The organism is Microbacterium testaceum, assembly GCF_001476285.1.
GTDB lineage: Bacteria > Actinomycetota > Actinomycetes > Actinomycetales > Microbacteriaceae > Microbacterium > Microbacterium testaceum_B.
The window spans coordinates 1-21350 of the sequence record NZ_LDRU01000074.1 but is presented as its reverse complement, the minus strand read 5'-3'; the positions used below and the strand labels follow the sequence as shown (position 1 = coordinate 21350).

Annotated in this window: 27 protein-coding genes and 1 tRNA gene; 7 read left to right on the top strand and 21 right to left on the bottom strand. The window is 70.0% G+C overall.

All coding sequences use genetic code 11. The annotated features are described in order from the left end of the window. Nucleotides 1-58: 58 nt before the first annotated feature. From NS283_RS12810 to NS283_RS12785, 6 genes are all read right to left on the bottom strand, one after another. Complete coding sequence (locus NS283_RS12810) at nucleotides 59-832, bottom strand: LmeA family phospholipid-binding protein (protein ID WP_058597252.1); 774 nt, start codon at nucleotides 830-832, stop codon at nucleotides 59-61. 3 nt (nucleotides 833-835) lie between these two features. Next, nucleotides 836-2500 carry an arginine--tRNA ligase gene (gene argS, locus NS283_RS12805; RefSeq protein WP_058597251.1) on the bottom strand — a complete coding sequence of 555 codons (1665 nt, stop codon included), beginning with the start codon at nucleotides 2498-2500 and terminating at the stop codon, nucleotides 836-838. A gap of 146 nt (nucleotides 2501-2646) precedes the next feature. Further along, complete coding sequence (locus tag NS283_RS12800; protein ID WP_058597250.1) at nucleotides 2647-3456, bottom strand: transglutaminase-like domain-containing protein; 810 nt, start codon at nucleotides 3454-3456, stop codon at nucleotides 2647-2649. Between the two features lie 56 nt (nucleotides 3457-3512). After that, a complete protein-coding gene (locus NS283_RS12795) occupies nucleotides 3513-4001 on the bottom strand; it encodes a hypothetical protein (RefSeq protein WP_153003368.1) in 489 nt (162 codons plus the stop codon). Continuing rightward, on the bottom strand, nucleotides 3998-5137 hold the full coding sequence (locus NS283_RS12790) for a serine/threonine-protein kinase (RefSeq protein WP_058597248.1): 1140 nt from the start codon (nucleotides 5135-5137) through the stop codon (nucleotides 3998-4000). The genes NS283_RS12795 and NS283_RS12790 overlap by 4 nt, the downstream gene beginning before the upstream one ends. A gap of 33 nt (nucleotides 5138-5170) precedes the next feature. After that, nucleotides 5171-5425: a DUF6458 family protein gene (locus tag NS283_RS12785; protein WP_058597247.1), complete on the bottom strand. Its 255-nt coding sequence runs from the start codon at nucleotides 5423-5425 to the stop codon at nucleotides 5171-5173. 150 nt (nucleotides 5426-5575) lie between these two features. Here NS283_RS12785 and NS283_RS12780 point away from each other — a divergent pair, with 150 nt between their 5' ends. Next, complete coding sequence (locus NS283_RS12780; protein ID WP_153003367.1) at nucleotides 5576-6655, top strand: hypothetical protein; 1080 nt, start codon at nucleotides 5576-5578, stop codon at nucleotides 6653-6655. A 117-nt stretch (nucleotides 6656-6772) separates the two neighbouring features. Here NS283_RS12780 and NS283_RS12775 read toward each other — a convergent pair. The 3 genes from NS283_RS12775 to NS283_RS12770 all read right to left on the bottom strand — a co-directional run bounded on the left by NS283_RS12775 (nucleotide 6773) and on the right by NS283_RS12770 (nucleotide 7668). Continuing rightward, nucleotides 6773-6845 (bottom strand) — tRNA-Arg (locus NS283_RS12775). A 116-nt stretch (nucleotides 6846-6961) separates the two neighbouring features. After that, nucleotides 6962-7135, bottom strand: coding sequence for a hypothetical protein (locus NS283_RS18960; RefSeq protein WP_193751225.1), 174 nt, complete (start codon nucleotides 7133-7135; stop codon nucleotides 6962-6964). Nucleotides 7136-7218: 83 nt separating this feature from the next. Then, the gene (locus tag NS283_RS12770; RefSeq protein ID WP_058597245.1) at nucleotides 7219-7668 is read right to left on the bottom strand and encodes a hypothetical protein; all 450 of its coding nucleotides are present in this window, start codon (nucleotides 7666-7668) and stop codon (nucleotides 7219-7221) included. Nucleotides 7669-7782: 114 nt separating this feature from the next. Here NS283_RS12770 and NS283_RS12765 point away from each other — a divergent pair, with 114 nt between their 5' ends. Further along, the gene (locus NS283_RS12765; protein ID WP_193752681.1) at nucleotides 7783-8175 is read left to right on the top strand and encodes a DUF5684 domain-containing protein; all 393 of its coding nucleotides are present in this window, start codon (nucleotides 7783-7785) and stop codon (nucleotides 8173-8175) included. 81 nt (nucleotides 8176-8256) lie between these two features. On the opposite strand, the gene NS283_RS12760 is transcribed toward NS283_RS12765, so the two are convergent. The 7 genes from NS283_RS12760 to NS283_RS12730 all read right to left on the bottom strand — a co-directional run bounded on the left by NS283_RS12760 (nucleotide 8257) and on the right by NS283_RS12730 (nucleotide 14571). Beyond that, nucleotides 8257-8526, bottom strand: a complete 270-nt coding sequence (locus NS283_RS12760; protein ID WP_058597244.1) for a hypothetical protein — start codon at nucleotides 8524-8526, stop codon at nucleotides 8257-8259. Then, complete coding sequence (locus NS283_RS12755) at nucleotides 8523-11048, bottom strand: bifunctional lysylphosphatidylglycerol flippase/synthetase MprF (RefSeq protein WP_058597243.1); 2526 nt, start codon at nucleotides 11046-11048, stop codon at nucleotides 8523-8525. The genes NS283_RS12760 and NS283_RS12755 overlap by 4 nt, the downstream gene beginning before the upstream one ends. A 130-nt stretch (nucleotides 11049-11178) precedes the next feature. Next, nucleotides 11179-11808: a hypothetical protein gene (locus NS283_RS12750; protein WP_153003366.1), complete on the bottom strand. Its 630-nt coding sequence runs from the start codon at nucleotides 11806-11808 to the stop codon at nucleotides 11179-11181. An 88-nt stretch (nucleotides 11809-11896) separates the two neighbouring features. Next, nucleotides 11897-13066 (bottom strand): RtcB family protein, encoded by a 1170-nt coding sequence (locus NS283_RS12745; RefSeq protein ID WP_058597241.1) that lies wholly within the window; start codon nucleotides 13064-13066, stop codon nucleotides 11897-11899. Between the two features lie 330 nt (nucleotides 13067-13396). Continuing rightward, a complete protein-coding gene (locus NS283_RS12740) occupies nucleotides 13397-13753 on the bottom strand; it encodes a hypothetical protein (RefSeq protein ID WP_241492244.1) in 357 nt (118 codons plus the stop codon). Nucleotides 13754-13822: 69 nt separating this feature from the next. Further along, nucleotides 13823-14002 carry a hypothetical protein gene (locus tag NS283_RS12735; RefSeq protein ID WP_058597240.1) on the bottom strand — a complete coding sequence of 60 codons (180 nt, stop codon included), beginning with the start codon at nucleotides 14000-14002 and terminating at the stop codon, nucleotides 13823-13825. After that, nucleotides 13999-14571 carry a MarR family winged helix-turn-helix transcriptional regulator gene (locus NS283_RS12730; protein WP_058597239.1) on the bottom strand — a complete coding sequence of 191 codons (573 nt, stop codon included), beginning with the start codon at nucleotides 14569-14571 and terminating at the stop codon, nucleotides 13999-14001. Before NS283_RS12730 ends, NS283_RS12735 begins: the two co-directional genes overlap by 4 nt. 112 nt (nucleotides 14572-14683) lie before the next feature. Here NS283_RS12730 and NS283_RS12725 point away from each other — a divergent pair, with 112 nt between their 5' ends. The 4 genes from NS283_RS12725 (at nucleotide 14684) to NS283_RS18955 (ending at nucleotide 15820) form a co-directional block, all read left to right on the top strand. Next, nucleotides 14684-15067: a DUF7882 family protein gene (locus tag NS283_RS12725; protein ID WP_058597238.1), complete on the top strand. Its 384-nt coding sequence runs from the start codon at nucleotides 14684-14686 to the stop codon at nucleotides 15065-15067. A 1-nt stretch (nucleotide 15068) separates the two neighbouring features. Next, complete coding sequence (locus NS283_RS12720; RefSeq protein WP_058597237.1) at nucleotides 15069-15455, top strand: hypothetical protein; 387 nt, start codon at nucleotides 15069-15071, stop codon at nucleotides 15453-15455. Next, a complete protein-coding gene (locus tag NS283_RS19355; protein WP_275934954.1) occupies nucleotides 15455-15583 on the top strand; it encodes a hypothetical protein in 129 nt (42 codons plus the stop codon). The genes NS283_RS12720 and NS283_RS19355 overlap by 1 nt, the downstream gene beginning before the upstream one ends. Before the next feature lie 87 nt (nucleotides 15584-15670). After that, nucleotides 15671-15820 (top strand): hypothetical protein, encoded by a 150-nt coding sequence (locus NS283_RS18955; protein ID WP_193751363.1) that lies wholly within the window; start codon nucleotides 15671-15673, stop codon nucleotides 15818-15820. Nucleotides 15821-15826: 6 nt separating this feature from the next. Here the strand turns inward: NS283_RS18955 and NS283_RS12715 are convergent, their stop codons facing one another. The 5 genes from NS283_RS12715 to NS283_RS12695 form a co-directional block, all read right to left on the bottom strand. Next, nucleotides 15827-16897 carry a spore photoproduct lyase family protein gene (locus tag NS283_RS12715; RefSeq protein ID WP_058597236.1) on the bottom strand — a complete coding sequence of 357 codons (1071 nt, stop codon included), beginning with the start codon at nucleotides 16895-16897 and terminating at the stop codon, nucleotides 15827-15829. A 9-nt stretch (nucleotides 16898-16906) separates the two neighbouring features. Continuing rightward, entirely contained in the window at nucleotides 16907-17731 is an 825-nt protein-coding gene (locus tag NS283_RS12710; RefSeq protein ID WP_058597235.1) for a DNA-formamidopyrimidine glycosylase family protein, read from the bottom strand. A 2-nt stretch (nucleotides 17732-17733) separates the two neighbouring features. Continuing rightward, nucleotides 17734-19212 carry a phytoene desaturase family protein gene (locus tag NS283_RS12705; RefSeq protein ID WP_058597234.1) on the bottom strand — a complete coding sequence of 493 codons (1479 nt, stop codon included), beginning with the start codon at nucleotides 19210-19212 and terminating at the stop codon, nucleotides 17734-17736. Then, complete coding sequence (locus NS283_RS12700; RefSeq protein WP_058597233.1) at nucleotides 19209-19712, bottom strand: SRPBCC family protein; 504 nt, start codon at nucleotides 19710-19712, stop codon at nucleotides 19209-19211. The genes NS283_RS12705 and NS283_RS12700 overlap by 4 nt, the downstream gene beginning before the upstream one ends. A 97-nt stretch (nucleotides 19713-19809) precedes the next feature. Next, a complete protein-coding gene (locus NS283_RS12695; RefSeq protein ID WP_081317422.1) occupies nucleotides 19810-20985 on the bottom strand; it encodes a sensor histidine kinase in 1176 nt (391 codons plus the stop codon). A 110-nt stretch (nucleotides 20986-21095) separates the two neighbouring features. Between NS283_RS12695 and NS283_RS18950 the strand changes: the two genes are divergently transcribed. Then, a complete protein-coding gene (locus NS283_RS18950; protein WP_193752680.1) occupies nucleotides 21096-21239 on the top strand; it encodes a hypothetical protein in 144 nt (47 codons plus the stop codon). Nucleotides 21240-21350: the final 111 nt, after the last annotated feature.

The window sequence follows — 21350 nt, the reverse complement described above, 5'->3', positions numbered from 1 at the left end:
ACGCGGCGGGCAGCCCTAGCAGTCTAGGGCACGGCGTATGCCGCTCCCTTCCCGCGCCCTATCCGCAGGAGCCGTCGCGCTGGAGTGCCGGATCGTTCAGCACCCCACCGTCGATGTCGAACGACGCGACGAGGTTCTGACCCTGGACGGTCGCCGAGGTCAGGGTGAGCGCCGCGGGAAGGCGGTCGGCGAAGCAGAGGCTCTGCGAGCGAAGCACCACATCGGCCACTCCCCCGAACTGCGCCCGGAGGGTGTCGGCGTCGATGCTGTTCCCGCCGAGCTGGAAACCGGTCGGAGTGAGCGTGAGGTCTCCGTTCGACGCACCCGGCGTCACGGACACTCCGACCGGGATGCCCACTCCGAACACCGACAGCTCGTTCGTGAAGGTCAGATCGGGGGCGGCCATCGCGACCGTCCCGGAGGGGAAGTCGGGGATCTGCGCGAGGAGCGTGCGCAGCTGCTGCTCGTCGAGGCGGATCGACGCGGTCCCCTCGTCGGCGGCGCCTCCGCCCGACACCGGGACGCCCGTCATCTCGGCGCGCACGTCACCGGTGATGGGACCCAGGGTCACATCGTCCGAGGTGATCGTCACGTCGTCGAGGCGGCCGGCGAGCAGTTGAGGCAGGACGACCCCACCGAGCTCCACGTCGACATCCTGGTCGTCGGGGAGGCCGATCTTCTCCACGACGAGCGAACGGACGGTGTTCGAGACGACCGACCGGGCGATGAACTCCGCCGCCACCGCGGCGCCCGCCACCAGGACGACGACCACGATGAGGATCGCGATCCACCGGCCGTTCTTGCGCGGCGTGGGAGCCGTGGCATCCGTCATCCGTTACATCCGCTCCGGGGCCGAGACGCCGAGCAGGGTCAGTCCGTTTCGCAGGACCTGGCCGGTCGCGTCGTTCAGCCAGAGGCGCGTGCGGTGCACGGGCTCGACCGGCGCGTCGCCGAGCGGGATCACGCGGCAGTTGTCGTACCAGCGGTGGTAGAGGCCGGCGACCTCTTCGAGGTAGCGGGCGATGCGGTGCGGCTCGCGGACATCCGCGGCGTGGGCGACGACGCGCGGATACTCCTGGAGGGCTCCCAGCAGCGCCGACTCCGACTCGTGGTCGAGCAGTTCGGGGGCGAACTCGGAACGATCGACCCCGGATGCCGCGGCGTTGCGCGCCACGTTGTGCGTACGGGCGTGCGCGTACTGCACGTAGAACACGGGATTGTCGTTCGTGCGCTTCTGCAGCACGTCGAGGTCGATGTCGAGGTTCGAGTCGGCGGAGCTCCGCGTGAGGGCGTAGCGGGCGGCGTCCACTCCCACGATCTCTACGAGGTCTTCGAGGGTCACCACGGTTCCCGCACGCTTCGACATGCGCATCGGCTGGCCGTCGCGCACGAGGTTGACCATCTGGCCGATCAGCACCTGCAGGTTGACGTTCGGCACGTCGCCGAACGCGGCGCACATCGCCATCAGCCGCTGCACGTAACCGTGGTGGTCGGCGCCGAGCATGATGATGCAGCGGTTGAAGCCACGCTCGCGCTTGTCGAGGTAGTACGCGAGGTCGCCGGAGATGTAGGCGGGCTGCCCGTCGGACTTGATGATGACGCGGTCTTTGTCGTCGCCGAACTCGGTCGAGCGCAGCCAGGTGGCGCCGTCGGCCTCGAAGATGTGCCCGAGCTCGCGCAGGCGCGCGACGGCGCGCTCGACCGCGCCGGAGTTGTGCAGGTCGTTCTCGTGGAAGTAGACGTCGAAGTCGACGCCGAACTCGTGCAGCGACTGCTTGATCTCGTCGAACATGAAGTTGACGCCGAGCTCGCGGAACGCCTCTTGCTTGGCATCCGCGTCCAGGGCGTCGATGTCGCCGTCGTACGCCTCGGCCACGCGCTTCGCGATGTCGCCGATGTAGGCACCGCCGTAGCCGTCATCCGGCGTCGGGTCGCCCTGGTGAGCGGCGACCAGGCTGCGGGCGAAGCGGTCGATCTGCGCACCGTGGTCGTTGAAGTAGTACTCGCGGGTCACCTTCGCACCCTGCGACGACAGGATGCGCGCGAGGGCATCGCCGAGCGCGGCCCACCGCGTTCCGCCGAGGTGGATCGGGCCGGTGGGGTTGGCGCTGACGAACTCGAGGTTGATGATCTCGTCGGCACGACTGTCGTTCGTTCCGAACGCCGCGCCCTGCTCGACGATCGTCTTCGCCAGGGCTCCGGCGGCGGCGGCATCGAGTCGGATGTTGATGAAGCCGGGACCGGCGACCTCGACGCTCGCGACACCGTCGACGGACGCGAGGCCCTCCGCGATCTCGGCCGCGAACTCGCGCGGGTTCGCACCGACCACCTTCGCGAGCTTCATCGCGGCGTTGGAGGCCCAGTCGCCGTGGTCGCGGTTCTTCGGGCGTTCGAGGGGCAGGTCGGCGGCACTGAGCCCTGCCGAGGACCCCTCTCGTCGCGCCTCCGCGAGCGGGACGATGACGGCGAGCAGGGCGGCGGAGAGGGCAGCGGGATCCATAGCCCTGCAATTCTAGGCGGCGCGGCCCGCTCCTCTCGCCGGTCCATCTGCATGACCCGTGGGGCGGATGTCACTCGGTGTGGCTGGTGGGACGGCCGCGACCGCACTGGTCATGCATACGGGCCACGGCGGGGCGGCGACGTGCGTCAGGCGATCTGCACCAGCGCTTCGTGGTCGTCGGGGGCCGTGGCATCCGGGGTCTCGTTCTCGAGGACCGCGTCGACGTGCATGCGCTCGAGACCGACGTATCCGCCGTGATAGCTGAGGAAGGCGCAGTCGGCGGCGTCACGGCCCGTTGCGATCCGGACGAGCGAGCGGCGGTCGGCGAGGCGGGTCGCGTCGACGACGTACCACGCACCGTCGAGGTACGCCTCGGCGACCGCGTGGAAGTCCATCGGCTCGAGCCCGGGGGCGAAGCACGCCGCATAGCGCGCGGGCATGTCCATCGCGCGCAGCAGGGCGATCACGACGTGCGCGTAGTCGCGACACACTCCCTGACCGGTCATGAGCGTGGTCACCGCGCTGTCGGTACCGAGGCTGAGGCCGGGGGTGTAGGTCACCGTCGTCGCGACGAAGTTCGAGACCGCGGCGAGGAGGTCTGCCCCGGCGAGTCCGCGGAACTGCCGCCGCGCCTGCGCGAACACCTCGTCGGACTGGCAGTAGCGACTGGGGCGGAGGTAGGTGATCGTCTCGAGGTCGCTCGTGCGCGGAGTCTGCGACGGCCCCTGCACGACCGCGTCGTACCGTACCGAGAGCGGCCCCTGCTCGGCGGTGAGCCTGTGCAGACGGCTGCCGGACTGGTCGACGATCTCGGTCGGGGTATAGAGGCGATCACCCTGCGAGAAGGTCAGGTTCTCGCTCGCGAGGGGCACGCCCTGCGCGGCGGTGATCTGGAAGATGAGGTCGACGGACGCCCCCAGATCGAGGTCGAGTTCAGCGGTCACCCGGCGCGGCACCGAGCAATCCTCGCACGCCGCGGGGGTGGTTCGGCCCGCGGCGCGGGAAGACCCCGTCAGCCGTCTTTCTTGCCGGGGCCTCCCCCGGCTCCCGGACCCTGATCGTCCTTGCCCGGCCCCTTGCCCTTGCCGTTGTCGCCCGGGCCCTGCTCGCCCGGATTCGCGGGCACTTCGTCGTCCGATGACCCGTCGTCCGATGACCCGTCGTCCGAGATGGTCGGCTGGTCCTCGGGTGTTGCCTCCGGCGTCGGCGTGGGCGTGGGTACCAGCGACGTCAGGTCGGCGCGGACGGTCGCGATCCTGTCGAGGATCGCTGTGGCGCCCTCGGCAGACAGCTCGCCGGCATCACGACGGGCCGTCACCTCCGCCTCGAGCGCGTCGAGAGTGGCGAGGGCGGATGCATAGTCCCCGGCCGAGGCCTGATCGGCGACGGTGCGAACGGTGCTCTGCCACGCGGTCGGCTCGGTGGCCGGCGGCGTGCACCCGGCGAGCGCAACGGTCATCGCGACCAGGACCCCGACCACGGGGAGCGTGCGGCGCCTCACGGTCCGACCTCCGTCCACAGGTCGCCGAGATGCTGATCGAGCGGCGAGGGCAGCGCGGGCAAATCCGGCGCGGCGCTCGCGGATGACCCGCTCAGCGCGACAGCGGTCGCCGTGCCGCCGCCGACGAGGAGGACGGCGATGACGGATGCCACGATCGCGGCGCGGCGCGAGATCCGCCGCCGCGGCTTGTCGAGGACGCGCGTGGGCGCGGGCTCCTGCGGCAGGACCCGGGTGGGCGACTCGCCCGTCGTCCCGGAGACCGCTGTCCGGACATCGGCGGGCACCGGCACCTCGGACAGGGAGCGGAGAGCGACGATGAGGCCGGCGGCATCCGGGCGCTCGGCGGGATCCACCGCCGTCATCCGCTCGAGGACGTCGCGCCACGCGTCGGGGATTCGCGCGGGGATCTCCGGCGCCGCGACGAGACGTGCGGCGAGCGCTTCATGCGGCGTCCGCCCCGCGAAGGGGCGCGTGCCGGTCAGGGCTTCCAGCAGCACGAGCCCGAGGGAGTAGACGTCGCTGGCCGGTGCAGCCGGCATTCCGCGCGCCTGTTCGGGACTCAGGTAGGCGGCCGTGCCGACGACCGTCTCGGCGCGGGTCACGCGCGTGGCGCCCACCAGCGAGGCGATGCCGAAGTCGGCGAGCGTGGCTCGCGGCTTCTCTCCGGAGTGGGCGCCGGGGCGGATGAGGATGTTCGACGGCTTGACGTCGCGGTGCACGATCCCGCGCGCGTGGATCACCGCGAACGCCTCGGCGATCTCGACGCCGGTGCGGGCGACGTCTTCGGCCGACATCGGTCCGCGGGCGATGAGATCGGTGAGGGTAGGACCGGCGATGAGCTCCATCGACAGGTACGCGGGAGTCGCCGCCAGGCGCGCGTCGTAGAGGGTGACGAGTGAGGGGTGCGACAGCGACGCGAGCAGGCGGATCTCGGAGCGCACGCGCGCGGCATCCGAGGGGTCTGCTCCCTCGCCCTCAATCACCTTGAGGGCGACGGTGCGGCCGAGCGACGTGTCGACCGCTTCATAGACGCGGGCGTAACCACCCTGTCCGAGGACGCGTCCCAGGCGGTAGCGGCCGTCGAAAAGGTCCTCGGCGGACGCGTCGTAAGGCGCAGTGGGAATCGATTCGGTCATCTTGGCTCTCTCGGGGCGGGGACCCCGAGGGTCTCACACGAGGTCGTCGTTCGAGGAACGCGTCGTCGAGCGCGTGACCTGCGCTCCCCCGACTCCTTCGGTGCGGGTCACCGTGTCGGTCTGCCGACGACGAACGAGGAGCACGATCCCGATGAGGAAGACGACGACGCCCGCCCCCATCATGATGTAGCCGATCATGCTGAGGTTCACGAAGTCGTTCGGGAGGTTCACCGCGAAAGCGAGGATGGCGCCGATGACGAACAGCGCGATGCCGGCTCCGATGCTCATGGCAGGCTCCTTTCAAGAGTTCCCCCAGCATCCCAATGCCCGGCCGAATCGCGGAGAGGTCTTGACAACGCCCCCTCGCGCGTTTTCACCCTCGTGCGACGTACCGCCCGACGATTCGGGCGCCTCGGCGGTGCGGACAGACTGACGCCCGTGCCGAGCCCCCTGACCATGTTCGACGTCGACGCGCTCGGGGTCACCGTCCGGATCGATGTCTCAGGCTTCTCGCCGACCGACCGCGATCTGCTCGCGGAAGGCTGGTCGGGCGCTCGCATGAGCGGAAGGGCGGAACCCGCCTCCGTCGTGCGATGCCGCGAGGATCTCCCCCTCGACGCGGCCGCGGCCGACCTCACGACCCGAGTGACGCTCGCCGCCCTCTCCGCACGCCGCGGCGAGCTCTGGATGGTCCACGCAGGCGCCGTCGCCGACGACCGCGGGAGGGTCGTGCTCTTCTCCGGGCGTTCGGGCATGGGCAAGACCACGCTCATGTCGCGCCTCGCGCGAGAGTTCGCCTACGTCACCGACGAGAGCGTCGGCGTGACCGCCGACGGAACCGTGCTGCCGTACCGGAAACCTCTCTCGGTCATCGTCGGCGCCGGAGCCAAACACCAGCTCCCGCCGAGGAGTCTCGGCCTCCGCGACCTGCCGTCGACGCCACTGCGCCTGCACGCGATCGTCGTCCTCGACCGCGACGAGGACGCCGCCGTCGCGGGACTCGAGCCACTGAACATGACGGATGCCATCGCCGCGATCGCCCCGCAATGCAGCTACCTCTCCGAGCTCGACGCACCACTGACGACGCTGCTCGGGCACATCGAGAGCGTCGGTGGACCCCTCCGACTGCGCTATCGCGAAGCAGAGGACGCTCTTCCGCTGATCCGCGACCTTCTCTCGTCGCCCCCGCGCGACGCGATCTCGACGTTCGAGCGCCTGACGATCGTCCCGGTGTCTGCCACCGCGGGCTACGCGCGGACACCGGTTCTGGATGCCATCACCCTCGCGGACGGCCGGCTCGCCGTGCTGCGACGCAGCGGAGAGGGCGGGAGTTCCGTCCACGTCCTCGACGGCATCGGCCCCACGCTCTGGCGGACGGCGAGCGGTGTGACGCTCGACGACCTGGTGGTCGCCGCGGTGCGTGCGCACGGCAACCCGGCCGACGGAGACGCGCGCAGCGCCGTGCGTGCGACTCTCGACGAGCTGCGCGCCGAAGGACTCATCGAGTATTGGACCTGAGCCGATCAGGTTGGTGAGAACGAGTCTGGGGACGGGTGAATCGACTCTCGTGCCGCGCTGGACGACGCCTCAGCAGACGACGAAGGCCGCGATCAGCGACCGCGGCCTTACTTGGTGTGCCCCCGACAGGAATCGAACCTGCGACCTTTGGTACCGGAAACCAACGCTCTATCCCCTGAGCTACGGAGGCGGACGGTCAAGGTTATCACCGCGCCGCGACCGCCCCCGACGCCGCGGGCCGGGCCGACCGCACCCGACGCCCCCGGGCCGGAAAGACCCGCGTGGCGCCGGGGCGCGGCATCCGGATCACTCGTCGCCGATGACGCCGATCCCCGTCGCCTGGTGGTCGACGTTCGGGTCGTCCTTCGTCGGGGCCTTCGACGCCTCGTCGGGGTCGTTCTCCTGGCTCGGCTTGACCGTGGGGTCGTCGCCGAGGTCGGCCGCGTCGTCGGCGGGTGCGGAGTTCTGGGGGTCGCTCATGGCATTCCTCTCGTCGCGTGTGCAACCAGCCTGGCAAGGAGGCCGCGGGCGCTGCAGAGGCTTGACCGGGGGCGCGGCCGGGCCTAGCGGCCGAACAGGGCCCGCACGCGACGGCCGAGAGACGGGGTCAGCACGACCGCTCGACCGTTGACGTCTACCGTCACCGACGTCGCGCCGAACATGCCCGCGGGGACGGGGACCGCATCGCCGCGGACGTACGCCTCGGCCACGTCGACGTAGACGGCCAGGAGGCGAGCGCTCTCGTCTTTCGACGAGGTGGCGTCGACGAGCTGAGTACGGTGGCCGGTGTCGGTCTCGACCGAGAACCAGCGCGATCCCGGTGTCGAGACGACCGCCCAGCGCGCCCCGCGGGCGAAACGCGCATGCGCGGCCCCGTCGCGAAGGTCGGTGGTCACCTCGAGGTCGGTGTGGGCGAGGGCGAGGACCTCGAGCATGGCCAGGGCCTCGGCCGCGGTGACGTAATCGGCGCGGTCGGCGCTCAGGCCGCCCCACTCGAATCTGCGCTCGCCCATGTCCCTCCCCGACTCGCGTTCCCCGAGCGTAACCCCGACGCCGGCCATGGCGGCGGGGCTCGGCATCCGGATGCGAAAGCTGAGCGGAAGCTGAGAGACCTCTACGATGAGCGCATGCTGACTTCGAGCCCGTACTCCATCACCGACCAGACCTCGATCTTCGCGCTGAGCGCGACCAACTCGCTCATCGGCCTCGCCGTCTACGTGCTGCTCGTCGTGGCGCTGTGGCGCGTGTTCACCAAGGCCGGATACCCGGGGTGGCTCGCGATCATCCCCATCGTGAACCTCGTCTTCCTGACGAAGATCGCCGGGTTCTCGGGGTGGTTCGCGTTGCTGTACATCATCCCGATCGTCGGATTCGTGTTCTACATCATCGTGTCGATCCGCGTCGGCCGCGCCTTCGGCCACGGCTGGTTCTTCTCGATCGTGCTGCTGGTGCTGCTGCACGTCATCGGGTACCTGATCCTCGCTTTCAGCAGCGACACGTACCGCGCCGAGCGCATCTGATCCCGGTCGGGATGCCGAGGCGGAGGGCCCCGACGAACGCGCGCCCGCGGTCGTCGGGGCCCTCGCGGTCTCGGGCCCGCGTCAGGCGGGACGCAGGCGATCGTCGGGATGCAGGCTGCGCAGGCGAACCGCCCCCTCGACGATCGCCCGCAGCGCCCGCGGGCTGAGCTCGAGCTCGGCCGAGACGCGATCGAGGCCCGCCCCCGACGACACGGCCGACCGCAATGCCGCTTCGGCGTCTCGCGCGGCGTCGTCGACGTCGGCGGACGTGCTCGCGACGAACGCGGCGAGCCGTGCCTGGGCGGCGCGGATGGCGGCGCGCTGGCGCTCGAGCGCACTCGCCGCGCTCACGCGGACACCTCCGCGCTCTCACGAGCAGCCGGACGCAGGCGGGCGCCGAGGCGCGCGGCGCCGGCGAGCGTCAATCCGGGCACGTAGCAGCGCAACAGGGCCAGGCCGATGGCCGGCAGGTGGGTGGCATCGGGGTAGATCATCCACATCGGCGCGAACTCCGGCTGGAACTTCTTCTTGAAGTTCGCCAGAGAGCGGAACCCGTACGCCGGCTCGAGCAGAGCGCTGAGCTGTTCGAGCACACGATCGACGGCGGGGAGGTCGGCGGCATCCCCCTCTCGATGGGATGCCAACGGCGAGCCCGACAGGCTGAGGACCGAGCACCCCTCGGCCCGGGCCTGCTCCACCACGGCTCCGATGACGAACTCCATGACGCCGTTCATCGCGTCGTCGCGGCGCCGCATGACGTCGAGCGCGTAGCCGACGACGCCGTCCCATCCGCGTACGGGCAGCCAGCTCGTCACCGCGACGATGCGCCCCTCACGATCACGCGCGAGCATGAGACGCACCGCCGGATCCGCCGTCTCGTCGAGACCGCCGAGCGTGAATCCCATCTCCGGGATCGTCTTGTCGGCGACCCACCCCTCGGAGATCTCGCGCAGCTGCGCGCGGTCGAGGAAGGTGAGGTCGATCCAGCGCGTCCACTGAGTCGTCACGCCCTCGCGAGCGGCGCGGTTCGTCGCGGTCCGGACGTCCTGTCGCTTCTTGCCCGTCGGCGTCCACGTGCGCGGGTCGAGCAGGGCCTCATCGGCGACGCTCGTGTGCTGCCACCCGAGATCCGCGAGGGCGTCCCGCGTTTCGTCATCGACGCTGTAGAACACGGGCGTCCAGCCGTGCTCCCCGCAGAAGTCGACGAACGCGCGTCCGATGCCGGGCCGCGCGCGGTCGGCGCCGAACGCTCCCCCGAGCGTCACCGCGACGCCGCCGGAGACGCGGTACGCGAACGCCGCGTCGGCATCCGGGGCGAACCAGTAGGCATTGCCCGGCCAGGTCGTCATCCACGCGAGCGTCCCGCCGCCCCCGCGCTCGAGCACCGCGCGTGCCCGCACGCGATCACCGGTCGCCTGGGCCTCGCTCGAACGGACCACGAGGCGCAGGGCGGCCACGAGGCACACAGCCCAGAAGACCGCCGACGGGAGATACCAGATCGCCTGTGCCCACGGCGTCAGCGGGACGAACTGCACCGACTCGACGGGGAGCAGGGTGGGCGGGAGCAATCGCAGCGGCAGCGTCTGAACGAGGAAAGCCGCGTCCGGGCGAGGGCTGAACTGGTCGGCGAATCCCAGCGTCCCCGCGAGCGTGAACGCCAGGGTCCCCGACGCCGCGATCCCGACGGTCAGCGCGAAGGACGAACGCGCGCCGGGGACGGACGGCACGGGCGCGGCTCGACGGAACACGAAAAGCGTCAGTGCGACGACGAGAGGAACCAGAGCGCTGACAGCGAGACCGACCAGGGTCTGCCACACCGAGATCGCGTCCGTCGGACGCACCGCGGCCAGGTCGGCGAGCGTGGAAGGCTCCGTGACCGCGAAGAGGTACGCCACCCCGGCGAACACCAGCAGGTTCATCGCGATGGCCAGGCTGAGAGCACCGCGACGCCCGCGCAGGATCCCCCACGACGCGACGAGGAGGATCGCCAGCGGCAGGATCGCGATCCATCCCGCGAGCGGCTGCAGTTCCGCGTAGTTCTCGGCGGACGGGCACGGCAGGGCGGAGGAGCCCACGCACACGATCCCGTCGGCCGATGTCAGAGGGTCCATGGACAGCCACCCGTAGACCGAGAGCAGACCGGCACCGCTCCCACACACCGTGGCGATGACGGGTCCGATCGCCGTCACCGCGGTGAGGGCCGAGAGGAGGACCCGCGTCTCATGGTGGGAGCTCCGCTGGACGCGGAGCCGCGCGCGCCGACCGCCCGCGAGCATGCCGATCGCGAGCCCGACGGGTAGAGCCACGAGGGCGTACAGGTCGCTCGCCGACGCGGAGTAGAGGAAAAGGGTCAGGGCGACGAAGACGCTCGCCAGCCGCACGCGTCGGCGCCACAGCGCACCGGCGAAACAGCTGGATGCCATGGTCACCGCGAGGAGCGCAGCGATCGGCGGAGCGCCCTCGAACGGTGGAGAGTTCAGGGGCAGCGCGGGCAGGAACGACGTCTCGACCACGCCGATCGCGAGCCCCAGGACCGAGATGGCGACCCCGCCTCCGATATACGCGAGGAGCACACGCCGAGCCCCCATCACGCGCTCGGCACCGGCTCCGATGAGCAGGATCCCCGCCACGATGAACGGGAGCAGCCGGAGGTCGTCGACCCGGAACAGAGCGACGAGGACGGCACGGAGGTCGAGCGGGGCGTCGATGAACGCGGCCGTGCCCACGGGCGAGAGGCTTACCGTCGTCACGACGGCGGCGAGCGCGAGCGCCGCGAACGGCATCGTGAACCGCCGGGCGCGGCGAGAGTCCACCAGGACGTCGATCGAGGGGTCGGTGAGGGGAGGCGGTGCCGAGGCGACGGTCGAGGGCATGAAACAGTGCTCCGAAGCGATTCGTCGCACGCACGGAGCGGCGGCGACACTTCATGCTCGCCGACCGAGGTGAACGAAGGCATCCACCTCTGGGTGTATTCGTCTCCGCTGGTCGGCGGGGCCCGCCTCGCTACACCGGGCGATACACGTCGACGCTGTCGGGGCGCTCCGACGCCGCCGCGACGAGCGCGAGGACACCCAATCCGAGGGTCGGGGCGAGAAGCGACAACACCCCGATCATGTTGGCCGCGACCAAGACATCCTGCCCCGCCCCCGCGCCGAAGAGAAGGGCCACGGTCGCGTACTGCAACGCTGCAGCCCCGACGCTCACGCACAGAGCCCACATCGGCATCCAACGCCACCGGCGCGGCACGGTCCCCAGCCGCGCGATCTGCACGGCGGCGACGAGTCCGGCGGCGAGAGAGACGATCGTTCCGCCCCAGGAGACGACGGAGGTCGCGACAACCGCCGGGTCGTCCGGCGAACGCACCTCCGGAAGGGCCATGACCACAGCATCCGAGACCAGCGGCGTCACCGCCACGACGATGAGCGACGTCATCCCGAGCGGTCTCCGACCGACGACGCTCGCGTCGCGAGAGAACCCCACCGCGAAGGCGAGCACGCCGATCGCCCAGACGATGTCGATCACGACGCGCAACGCGAACCCATTCAGCGCGTGCTGCCCCGCGAGAAGGGTCAGCACTCCCGCCACTCCGAGCAGGATGCCCCCGGTCCGCCACGTCCTCGTCCTCGCCCGCATGCCTCCAGGCTATGCGGCACGGCCGGGAAGACGGGTACCACGGGAAGACGGATGCCACGGACGCGCGGTCGCGTCCGTGGCATCCGGTTCAGTCACCCTTCACGTTGACGATCTGCCGCAGCGTGTGGCGCACGGTCACCAGATCGGCGGCATCCGCCATCACCCGGTCGATCGGCTTGTACGCCTGCGGGATCTCGTCGATGAACGCGTCGGTGTCTCGGTACTCGATACCCGCCATCGCCTCACGCAACTGCTCGCGCGTGAAAGTCTTGCGCGCCGCCGACCGGGAGTACTCCCGGCCCGCGCCGTGCGGCGACGAGTTGAGCGAGAGGGGGTTGCCCCGCCCCTCGACGACGTACGAGGCGGTGCCCATCGAGCCGGGGATCAGCCCCGGTCGACCGGCATCCGCCATGATCGCGCCCTTGCGGGACACCCACACCTGCTTGCCGAAGTGCCTCTCAGACTCGGTGAAGTTGTGGTGGCAGTTAATCCGCTCGCGCTCCTCGACGGGTGTGTCGAGGAAACGGCCGAGCTGGTTCGCGACGCGGTCCATCATCTCCTCGCGGTTGAGCAGGGCGAAGTGCTGGGCCCACCGGAGCTCGCGGATGTACCGGGTGAACTCCGGCGTTCCCTCGACCAGGTAGGCCAGGTCGGGGTGCGGAAGCTCGATCCACCACTGCTTCGCCAAACGCTGCGCCACCTTGATGTGGTGCTGCGCGATGCGGTTGCCGACGCCCCGGGACCCCGAGTGCAGGAACATCCACACGTCGTCGTTCTCGTCGAGCGAGATCTCGATGAAGTGGTTGCCGCTGCCCAGCGACCCGAGCTGCTGCCGCCAGTGGCCGGCGTAGGTCGTGGGGTCGAAGCCGGCCTTCTCGGCGAGTGCCTCGAGCTCGGCCACGCGCGGCTCGGCGGTCGCGACGATCTTGCGATTGTCACGGCCCGCCGACAGCGGGATGGCGCGCTCGATCTGCTGCCGCAGCTCCGCGAGATCCCGACCGTCGAGGTCGGAGGCGTGGAACTGCGTCTTGACGGCGATCATGCCGCAGCCGATGTCGACACCGACGGCCGCGGGCATGATGGCGCCGAGCGTCGGGATGACCGAGCCGACCGTCGCGCCCAGGCCCAGGTGGGCGTCGGGCATGAGGGCCAGGTGGGGGTGGATGAACGGCATGGTCGACGAGGTGCGGGCCTGCTCGATGGTCTTGTCATCAATCAGGCTCGCCCACGACACCAGTCGCTCGGTGAGCTTCTGCATGGATCCTTTCCTTCGTGTGATGCGCGACTGCGCGAGGGGGTCGAGCCTCGAGACGGGGCACTCCCCCACACGGCGGAAAGAGAAACGCCCCGACCTGACGGTGCGGGGCGTGCAAGAACGAATGTCTAGACGACCGGCGCCGGAGGGTACGACGAGAGGAGGAACGGCAGGTACTGCTGCTCCGTGCGGCGATCGCGCTTCGCGGTCATCGTCTCGTCTTTCCTCGGCTGTCGTGCCGGATGGCACGGACTAGCGAACATAACGGATGCCGCGAACTCGGCGCAAGAGTCGCGGCATCCTGGTCACCCTTCGATCGATCGGGTGCCGCCGTCAGGCCTGGGTGGGCTGATCGAAATCCCAGTCGATGGGCCCTTCGTCGTCGGCATCCGGATCGGGCTCCACCATGCGCAGCTGCGTGTGCGGGAAGAAGCGGTGGTCGCGGAGCTCCTTGGCCGCGTGCGAGAAATCGGGTTCCTCGTCGTCCCACTCGACCGGCGCCGAGAGAACGTCATTGCCGACGCCGATGACGAGTTCGGCCTGGGCGACCTTGTTGTCGTTCGTGACGATGGGGATGCTCACCGCCTCGGCCTGCCCCTCCTTCGCCACCGCCGCCGTCAGCTCGATGAGCGACGAGGCGACGTCGTCGGTCGTCAGGACGGTTTCTCCGGCATATGTCACGCAGCGCATGAGTTCACCCTGCGGGGAACCGGTCGAAGCCAAGGGTGGGTTGCCTGCACGGGAACCGTAGGGTACGGCTCATTCGCGCCGCTGAGCGGAGCGGAACAAGACCTCGTCGAGTTCGAACCACACCGCGCGCACCGTCTCGAACTCCCCGAACGGTTCCGGGGGCGGGTCGGCGAGCGAGAGACGGTAGCCGCGAGGGAGATCGTCGACGTGCTGTCCGTCGCGCGGGCCGCCGACGAGCACATAGATCACGAGGACTCGACCGCCGCGTCCTCGATGGCGCCATGCTCGCCGGCACCGCCCTCGACGGCGACGCCGTCGACAGCGTCGCTCATGCGGCGGAGGAAGGCCACCACCACGGCGGACTCCTCGGGCGTCATGTCGATGACCGCCGCGAGCATGCGCTCGTGCATATTGCCGAGCGTCTGGCGCACCTCGGCGTCGGCCCGGGGCGTCGAGCGGATGAAGATGCTGCGACGATCGCCGGGGTTGGCGACGCGAACGATGTGGCCGGAGCGTTCCAGCCGGTCCAGCAACGCCGTGGTCGAGGCGGTGGAGAGCCCGAGGTAGCGCGTCAGTTCGCCCGGACGCACCTCACGTGACGGGTCGCGCAGAAGGTAGCGCAGAACGAGGAGCTCGTTCTCGCCCATCGACATGGAGTCGCGCGTGCGGCGGCGCATGGCCACCTCGGCGGCGCGGTAGACCCGGAGGGCCTCGAGCACCGCCTTGTGCCGCTGCCGACGATCCGAGGGCGCGTCGCCGTACCAGTAGCTCGGCTGGGCGGCGTTCGTGCCACGGTTCGCGAGATCGACATCCGTCATGGCACACCTCCCCTCAGTTTGGGGAGACTATACCCCAGAATAATAGTTAGACGAACTAGTTACTAAGCGAGTATGTTCTTAGGAGAGCTAACCGCTGAGAGAGGAGCAACACATGGGCAACCTGTTCTACGCCACGTCGGCCGAGTCGATCGAGATTCCCGACCGCCTGCTTTCGCACATCAAGGTCGTCGTAACGACCAAGCTCCGTCGCAGCGAGAGCTTCACTCTCAGCTGGACCCACGTCGACGGCACCCCCGGCCGCTCCACCCTCTGGCTGCAGCCCTCGATTCCCCTCCGGTTCGTCTTCGACACGGCCGAACCCGAGACGCTGAACGCGACCGTGCTGAAGAACATGGCCGAGATGGCGAACTCGTCGGCGGGACTCATGATGGACCTCTCCGCGGAGATCCCGGCGCACGACGCCGAGAAGCGCGTCTCCCCCTCGCGCCCGACTCCCGTCTCCTCGCGACGTTCGTCGCTGACCGCGGCGGCCTGACATGACGATCACGTCCCCGCAGGCACCCGCCCGCACGGCGCCCGCTCGCACCGTGCCCGCTCGCGCGGTTCCCGCTCGCACGGCCCCCGCGCGCACGATGTGGGCGAAGGTCGACACCGGGTTCTGGGTCGCGCACCACGGCGGTGAGTACTTCGGATCCGTCGACCAGGTCGCCGGCGGGTACGTCTCCCGTGACGCGCACGGCATCCCGATCGGTCGGTACGACGATCTCGACGCCGCGAAGGGCTCGCTTCGCTCCACCGCGCACCCTGTGAACGCCGCCCGTCGACGCCGCACGGAACGCCTCTCGCTCGCCGCCGCCACCGCGCTCGGCGCGACCGCCCTCGGCTTCGCCCTGACCGCCGGCGCTCTCGCGCCGCTCCTGTGATGACCGTGGACGGGAACGACCTGCGCCATGCCGACCTGCGCGACGCCGATCTGCGCGACGAGGCGGACGACTTCGAAGACGCGGCCGCTGCGGCCTTCACGGCTCGCTACGGGGTCGTGCCTCTCTAGCGGTGTCGACCCCCTGGACACACCCACCGGGGCATGCCAGCGTCGAGCGCGGGTCAGCGAACCGGCCCGCGACGAGAGGAAGAAAGCATGACGAACCACGACGGCCGCGCCGACGACGCCCCCGACGAAGACTCCAACGGGGCCGGAAGCGAGTCGCCTGATGAAGGCGCTGCCGCGCAGAAGGATGCCGACGAGGCCGCGACCACCGCGGACTCACCGACGGGTGACATCTCGTAGCGGCGCTCAGAACGCGTAACGCACGTGGCAGTACGGCAGCTTCTCGGCGATGAGTTCTGTCAGGGCGGCGACGCTCTGAGCTTTCAGCGGATGCCGATATCGCACGTTGACGGCACCGTTCTGCGATGTCTTCTCTTCTTGCAGCCTCGGCGTCCACAGAAGCTCCTCGCCTCTCGGATGCCAACCGAGGTTGACCTGGTGCAGGCCCTCGTTGTGCGTGAGGAAGATCACCTCGCACGCGAGTTGCGCCTTGGCGCGGGGGCGCAGGGTGGCATCGATCTCGTCGAAGAGTTCTCGCCAATCGGCGAGCCACGTCGGGGTGAGGATGACCGGCGAGAAGTTCACGTGAACCTCGAACCCCGCATCGACGAAGTCGTTGATCGCGGCGATGCGCTCCGAGATCGGCGACGTGCGGAGGTCGGTGACCTTCGCCGTCGCCGTCGGCATCAGTGAGAAACGGATCCGCGTGCGACCCGCCGGATCCCACTCGAGCAGGTCGCGGTTGACGAACTTGGTCGCGAAGGACGCCTTCGCGGTGGGCATCATGCGGAACAGATCGCACACGTCGCGGACGTTCTCGCTGATCATCGCGTCGACGGAACAGTCGCCGTTCTCACCGATGTCGTAGACCCACGCCTCGGGGTCGCACTGGTTGGCATCCGTCTTCGGTCCGCGCGCAGCGACATGACGGGCGAGGTGCTTCGTGATCTGCTCGATGTTCGCGAACACGGTGATCGGGTTGCTGTAGCCCTTCCGTCGCGGCACGTAGCAGTAGCTGCAGGCCATGGCGCAGCCGTTGGACAGCGAAGGAGCGATGAAGTCGGCCGACCGGCCGTTGACCCGGGTGGCCACGCTCTTCTTCACCCCCAGGACGAGCGCCTCGGTCTTGATACGCACCCACCGAGCGACGTTCGTCTCGTCGCCGTGGACCTCGGGGATCTGCCAGTGCGAGGAGATCGGAACGATGTCGGCGTCGGGCCACCGCGCGACGATCTCGCGTCCACGCTCGAGCTCGAGCGCCGCGTCTTCCGCGTAGATGCGGGTGACGCGCAGCAGGTCTTCTCGAGCGACGGCCATCGTCCCGTTCTACTCCGGGGTTCCGACATCGAGCGCCGACGGCATCGGCTGGCAGCGCGGGCACCACCAGGTGCGGCGCTGCTCCGGGTCGCCCGCGACCTCCTCGCGCACCCGGACGCGAGTCCCGCAACGCAGACACGGTCGACCCGCGCGGCCCACCACCCAGTGCGACCGTCCCTTGCCCCGGTCCCCCGTCGTCACCTGGTACATCCCGGGGATCGTCGCCGAGATCCGCAGACACCGCGCGGCCAGAGCGACAAGCGCGTCGAGATCCGTCGCCCCAATGGGGGCGAAGGGATGGATGCCGCGCAGGAAGGCGAGCTCGTTGACCCACAGGTTGCCGAGACCCGCGATCCGCGTCTGATCGAGCAGCGCGGCGACGAAAGGCCGAGCGGGCGAGAGCGACAACCGCCGCACCGCTTCGACGGCATCCCAGTCCTCCCGCAGCGGATCGGGACCGAGATACCCCACCGCGTCGACCTCGCGCGCGGTCGGGAGGAGTTCGACCACGGGAAGGTCGAGCCCCCAGAGTTCACGGCCGTCGTCGAGGCGGAGGCGTACGCGGGCCTTCTCCCGCACGGTGGTGGGGAGAGCACGCCCCGCGCGGGTGAGGGTCCAGCTGCCCTGCATCCGTAGGTGCGTGTGCAGGGTGGTGCCGTCGTCGAAACGGGTCAGCAGGTGCTTGCCGTGCGTGTCGTACCCCCGGATCCGACGGCCCGCGAGCGAGGTGCCGGCGGCAGGGCCCGAGCGCAGTTCGCCGTCGCGCACGCGCTCCCCCGTCGTTGCCGCGTCGAGGCGCTGCCGCAGGCGATAGACGCTGTCGCCCTCCGGCACGGCTACGGAGCCGAGACGAGCTGGTCGTCGCGGGGCGCGAGATCCGGTCGCAACCGCGTGCCGAACTCGTGCCGCAGGGCGCTGAGCGCCGCCTGCCAGCCCGCGAGCCCGTGTACTCCCGGTCCGGGACTCGTCGACGACGAGCACAGGTACACCCCACTCATCGGGGTGCGCCAGGGGTCCGGGCTGTAGACGGGGCGCCCGAGCAGTTGAGTGAACGTGGGCGCTCCGGCGGAGATGTCACCACCCGGGAAGTTGGGGTTCCACGCCTCGATGTCCTCCGCGGTGCGCGACGCCGATGCGAGGACGGTGTCGCGGAATCCGGGCGCGAACCGCTCGATCTGACGGACGATCGCCTCTTCACGGTCGGCGGGACTCCCCGACGGGACGTGCGTGTAGGCCCACAGCACGTGCTTCCCCTCCGGAGCGCGGCTGCGGTCGAACAGCGTCGGCTGGGCGGCGAGCACGTACGGTGCGTCGGGGAGACTCCCTCGGACCACCGCGTTCTCGGCCGCGGCGATCTCGGCCCGCGTCCCGCCGATGTGCACCGTACCCGTGCGGGCGATATCGGCGTTCGCCCAGGGCACGGGCTCACTGAGAGCGAAGTCGACCTTGGCGACACCGCCGCCGTAGCGGAACCTCTCGAGCGCACGACGGTAGGCCGGTGGCATCCGATCCCCCGCGAGACGGATGAGGGCACGCGGCGTCGTATCGAGCAGGACGGCACGGGAGGGCGGGAGCTCGTCGAGCGAGGTGACCTCGACGTCGGCGTGCAGCACCCCGCCGTACGCGCGGATGTCGGCGATCATCGCGTCGGCGATCGCCTGGCTGCCGCCGATCGGGATCGGCCACCCGCGGCCGTGGCCGTAGGTCGCGAGAACGAGACCCGCCCCGCCCGCCGCCAGGCTCGGCTGGGAGAGGATCGTGTGCGCCGAGACGCCCGTGATGAGAGCCGGAGCGACCTCTTCTCGGAACCGTGCGTTCCACCAGGGGCCGCCCTGTTCGAGCGAGCGGATGCCGAAGAAGAACGCCGCGAGAGGGGCTCCCGGGATGCGCAACAGGGCGTTGCCGGTGAAGTCGGCCACGCCGCGGAGATGGTCGACCAGCGGACGCATGAGGCGCTCGTACGCCGCTCCATCGACGCCGAGGGCGTCGGCTGCCCGCTCGAGGTCGCGGAAGGCGAGGCCGGCACGGCCCCCGTCGAGCGGGTGGGCGTACGACACCTCGGGCACGACGAGCGGCACCCGGCGATCGAGCCCGAACTCACGGAAGAACCACGACTCCAGCGCGAGAGGGTGCACGGCCGAACCGACATCGTGGTGGAAGCCGGGGAGCGTCAACTCGGCGGTGGAGGCCGCTCCCCCGAAGGTCGCGGAGCGCTCGTACACCGCCACCGACAACCCCGCACGGGCGAGGGTGACAGCGGCGGCGAGACCGTTCGGCCCCGAGCCGACGATGATCGCGTCGTAGTTCTCGCTCATCGGTCGATCGGCTCACGTTCGGCGGTCGACTCGTGACCGCGCGCCGCCGAACCACCGCTCGTCCCGGGCGCACCACCCTCGGCGAGGTAGGCGAGACGGTGGAGCGTCTCCGCGTTGCGCCAGCGCGTGATGGCGTCGAAGACGACGTCCGGGAGCAGCGTGGTCGGACCGGTGACCGGCTCCTCCTGCAGGCGCACGACGCACATGTCACCGCGCGCCTTGACGTCGACGGCCACGCGCGCGATGCCGATCGGACCGCCGTGCGGCTCGAGCACCGCGCGCCGGGGCGGATCCCACACCCGCATGATCGTCGTGTCGTTCACCAGGGCGGGCCAGGATCCGAAGGAGTGATGCAGAGTCGCCCCCTCGGCGGGCCACTCCTCCGCCACGTCGCGCATACGCGACGCGCCCACCACCCACAACGGATAGAGCCAGCCGTTGGCGAGCACGCGGAAGACGTCCTCGGGAGCACAGCGCATCAGACGCACGTTGCGGGCCACGGTCGCTCCTCCTCGTCAGCGGGATGTGCGTCCACGCTACGTGCCGGTCGTGCGGCACGTCGCGACGGTTGCGCTCAGACGGATCGCCCGGTAGCCCTCACGCGGCCGCCGGGAGGACGAACCACGCGCGGGTCCCGCCCGCGGGCGACGCGTCGAGGCCGATCGAGCCCTTGTGCGCATCGACGATGCGGCGGCACGTCGCGAGTCCGATGCCGATGCCCGGCACGTCGGCGCCGTGGCCGCGCTGCATGGGCTCGAAGACGCGATCGCGCATCTCGGGGTCGAGCGCCTCGCCGTTGTCGTCGACGTTGATCCGCCACCCGTCCGGAAGAGTCTCGACCGTCACGCGGATCTGAGGCACGCGCTCGGCCGCGACCGTGAACTTCACCGCGTTGGCGATGAGGTTCTGCAGGAGGACCCGCAGGAGGGTGTCGTCGGCACGGACGAGGGTGGACGCGTCCACCGTCACCTCGGCCCCCGTGCTGACGAGGCTTCCGTCGAGGTCTTCCAGCACAGCGTCGACGGTGTCCGCCACGTCGACGTCGCTCACGTGGGGTCGAGTACCCCCCATCCGCGCGAAATCGAGCAGGTCGGTGACCATCGCGGTCATGCGTCCGGCGGCGGCCTCCGCGCGCGCGAGCGACTGCGTCGCCCGGGGTGCCTGCGCCATCTCGGGGCTGTCGGCGGCGAGTTCGATGAAGCCGGTCAGCGCCGTGAGCGGGTTGCGAAGGTCGTGACTGACCTGGACCGCGAACTGCTCGAGCTGCGCGTTGGACTCCACCAGCTCGCGCTGGATACGCCGCAGTTCGAGGACGTCGATCACCTGGTGGGCGAGCAGGTCGAGAGCTCGGCTGCTGGCATCCGAAAGCTCCCCGACGACGTCGTCGAACACGCACAGCGTGCCGATCGCGACGCCCGCAGGCGTGATCAACGGACTGGACGCGTAGAACCGGACGTGCGCGACCTCGCCGGTCACGAAGGGGTTCTGGGCGAAACGCGTGTCGAGCTGGGCGTCGGGGACGACCACGCGACCCGGAGAGCTGATCACGGCCGCGCACATCGAGTCCTCGCGCGAGCACACAGCCGCCTGGATGCCGACAGCCGCGATCTGGTGCTGCATACGGTCGTCGATGATGTTGATCACCGCGGTGGGAACCCCGCAGATCGTGGCCGCCAGTTCGACGATCCCCTGGAGGTCGGGCTCCGACGGCTCCCCGATGAGCCGGTACTGCGCGATCGCCTCGCGTCGCGTCACATCATGCGCTGTGGACACGTCGTCCCCTCTTTGTGGTACTCCCCTCCCCGAGCCTAGTGCGATTACACCCCCGGCGGCCGGGGTGGAAGGGGGTCGCGTCGGCCACCGCACGCGCGAAGAGTGACGACATGAGCACTCCCACCCCCTCCCCTCAGACGCCCACCGAACCGGGCACGCCCACGGCACCCGAGCCCCTCGCCCCGAACCCCGCCGAACCCACCGTGCCGCTCCCGCCCGAGACCGCTCCAGCACCCTCAGGCGTCGCGGAATGAGCGGCAGAAAGAGCGACGAGACGGCCGGCGCTTTCGCCGAAGACGAGGCCGAAGCCGTCGGAACCGCGGAGATGGATGCCGACAACCCGGTCGAGGAAGACATGATCCAGA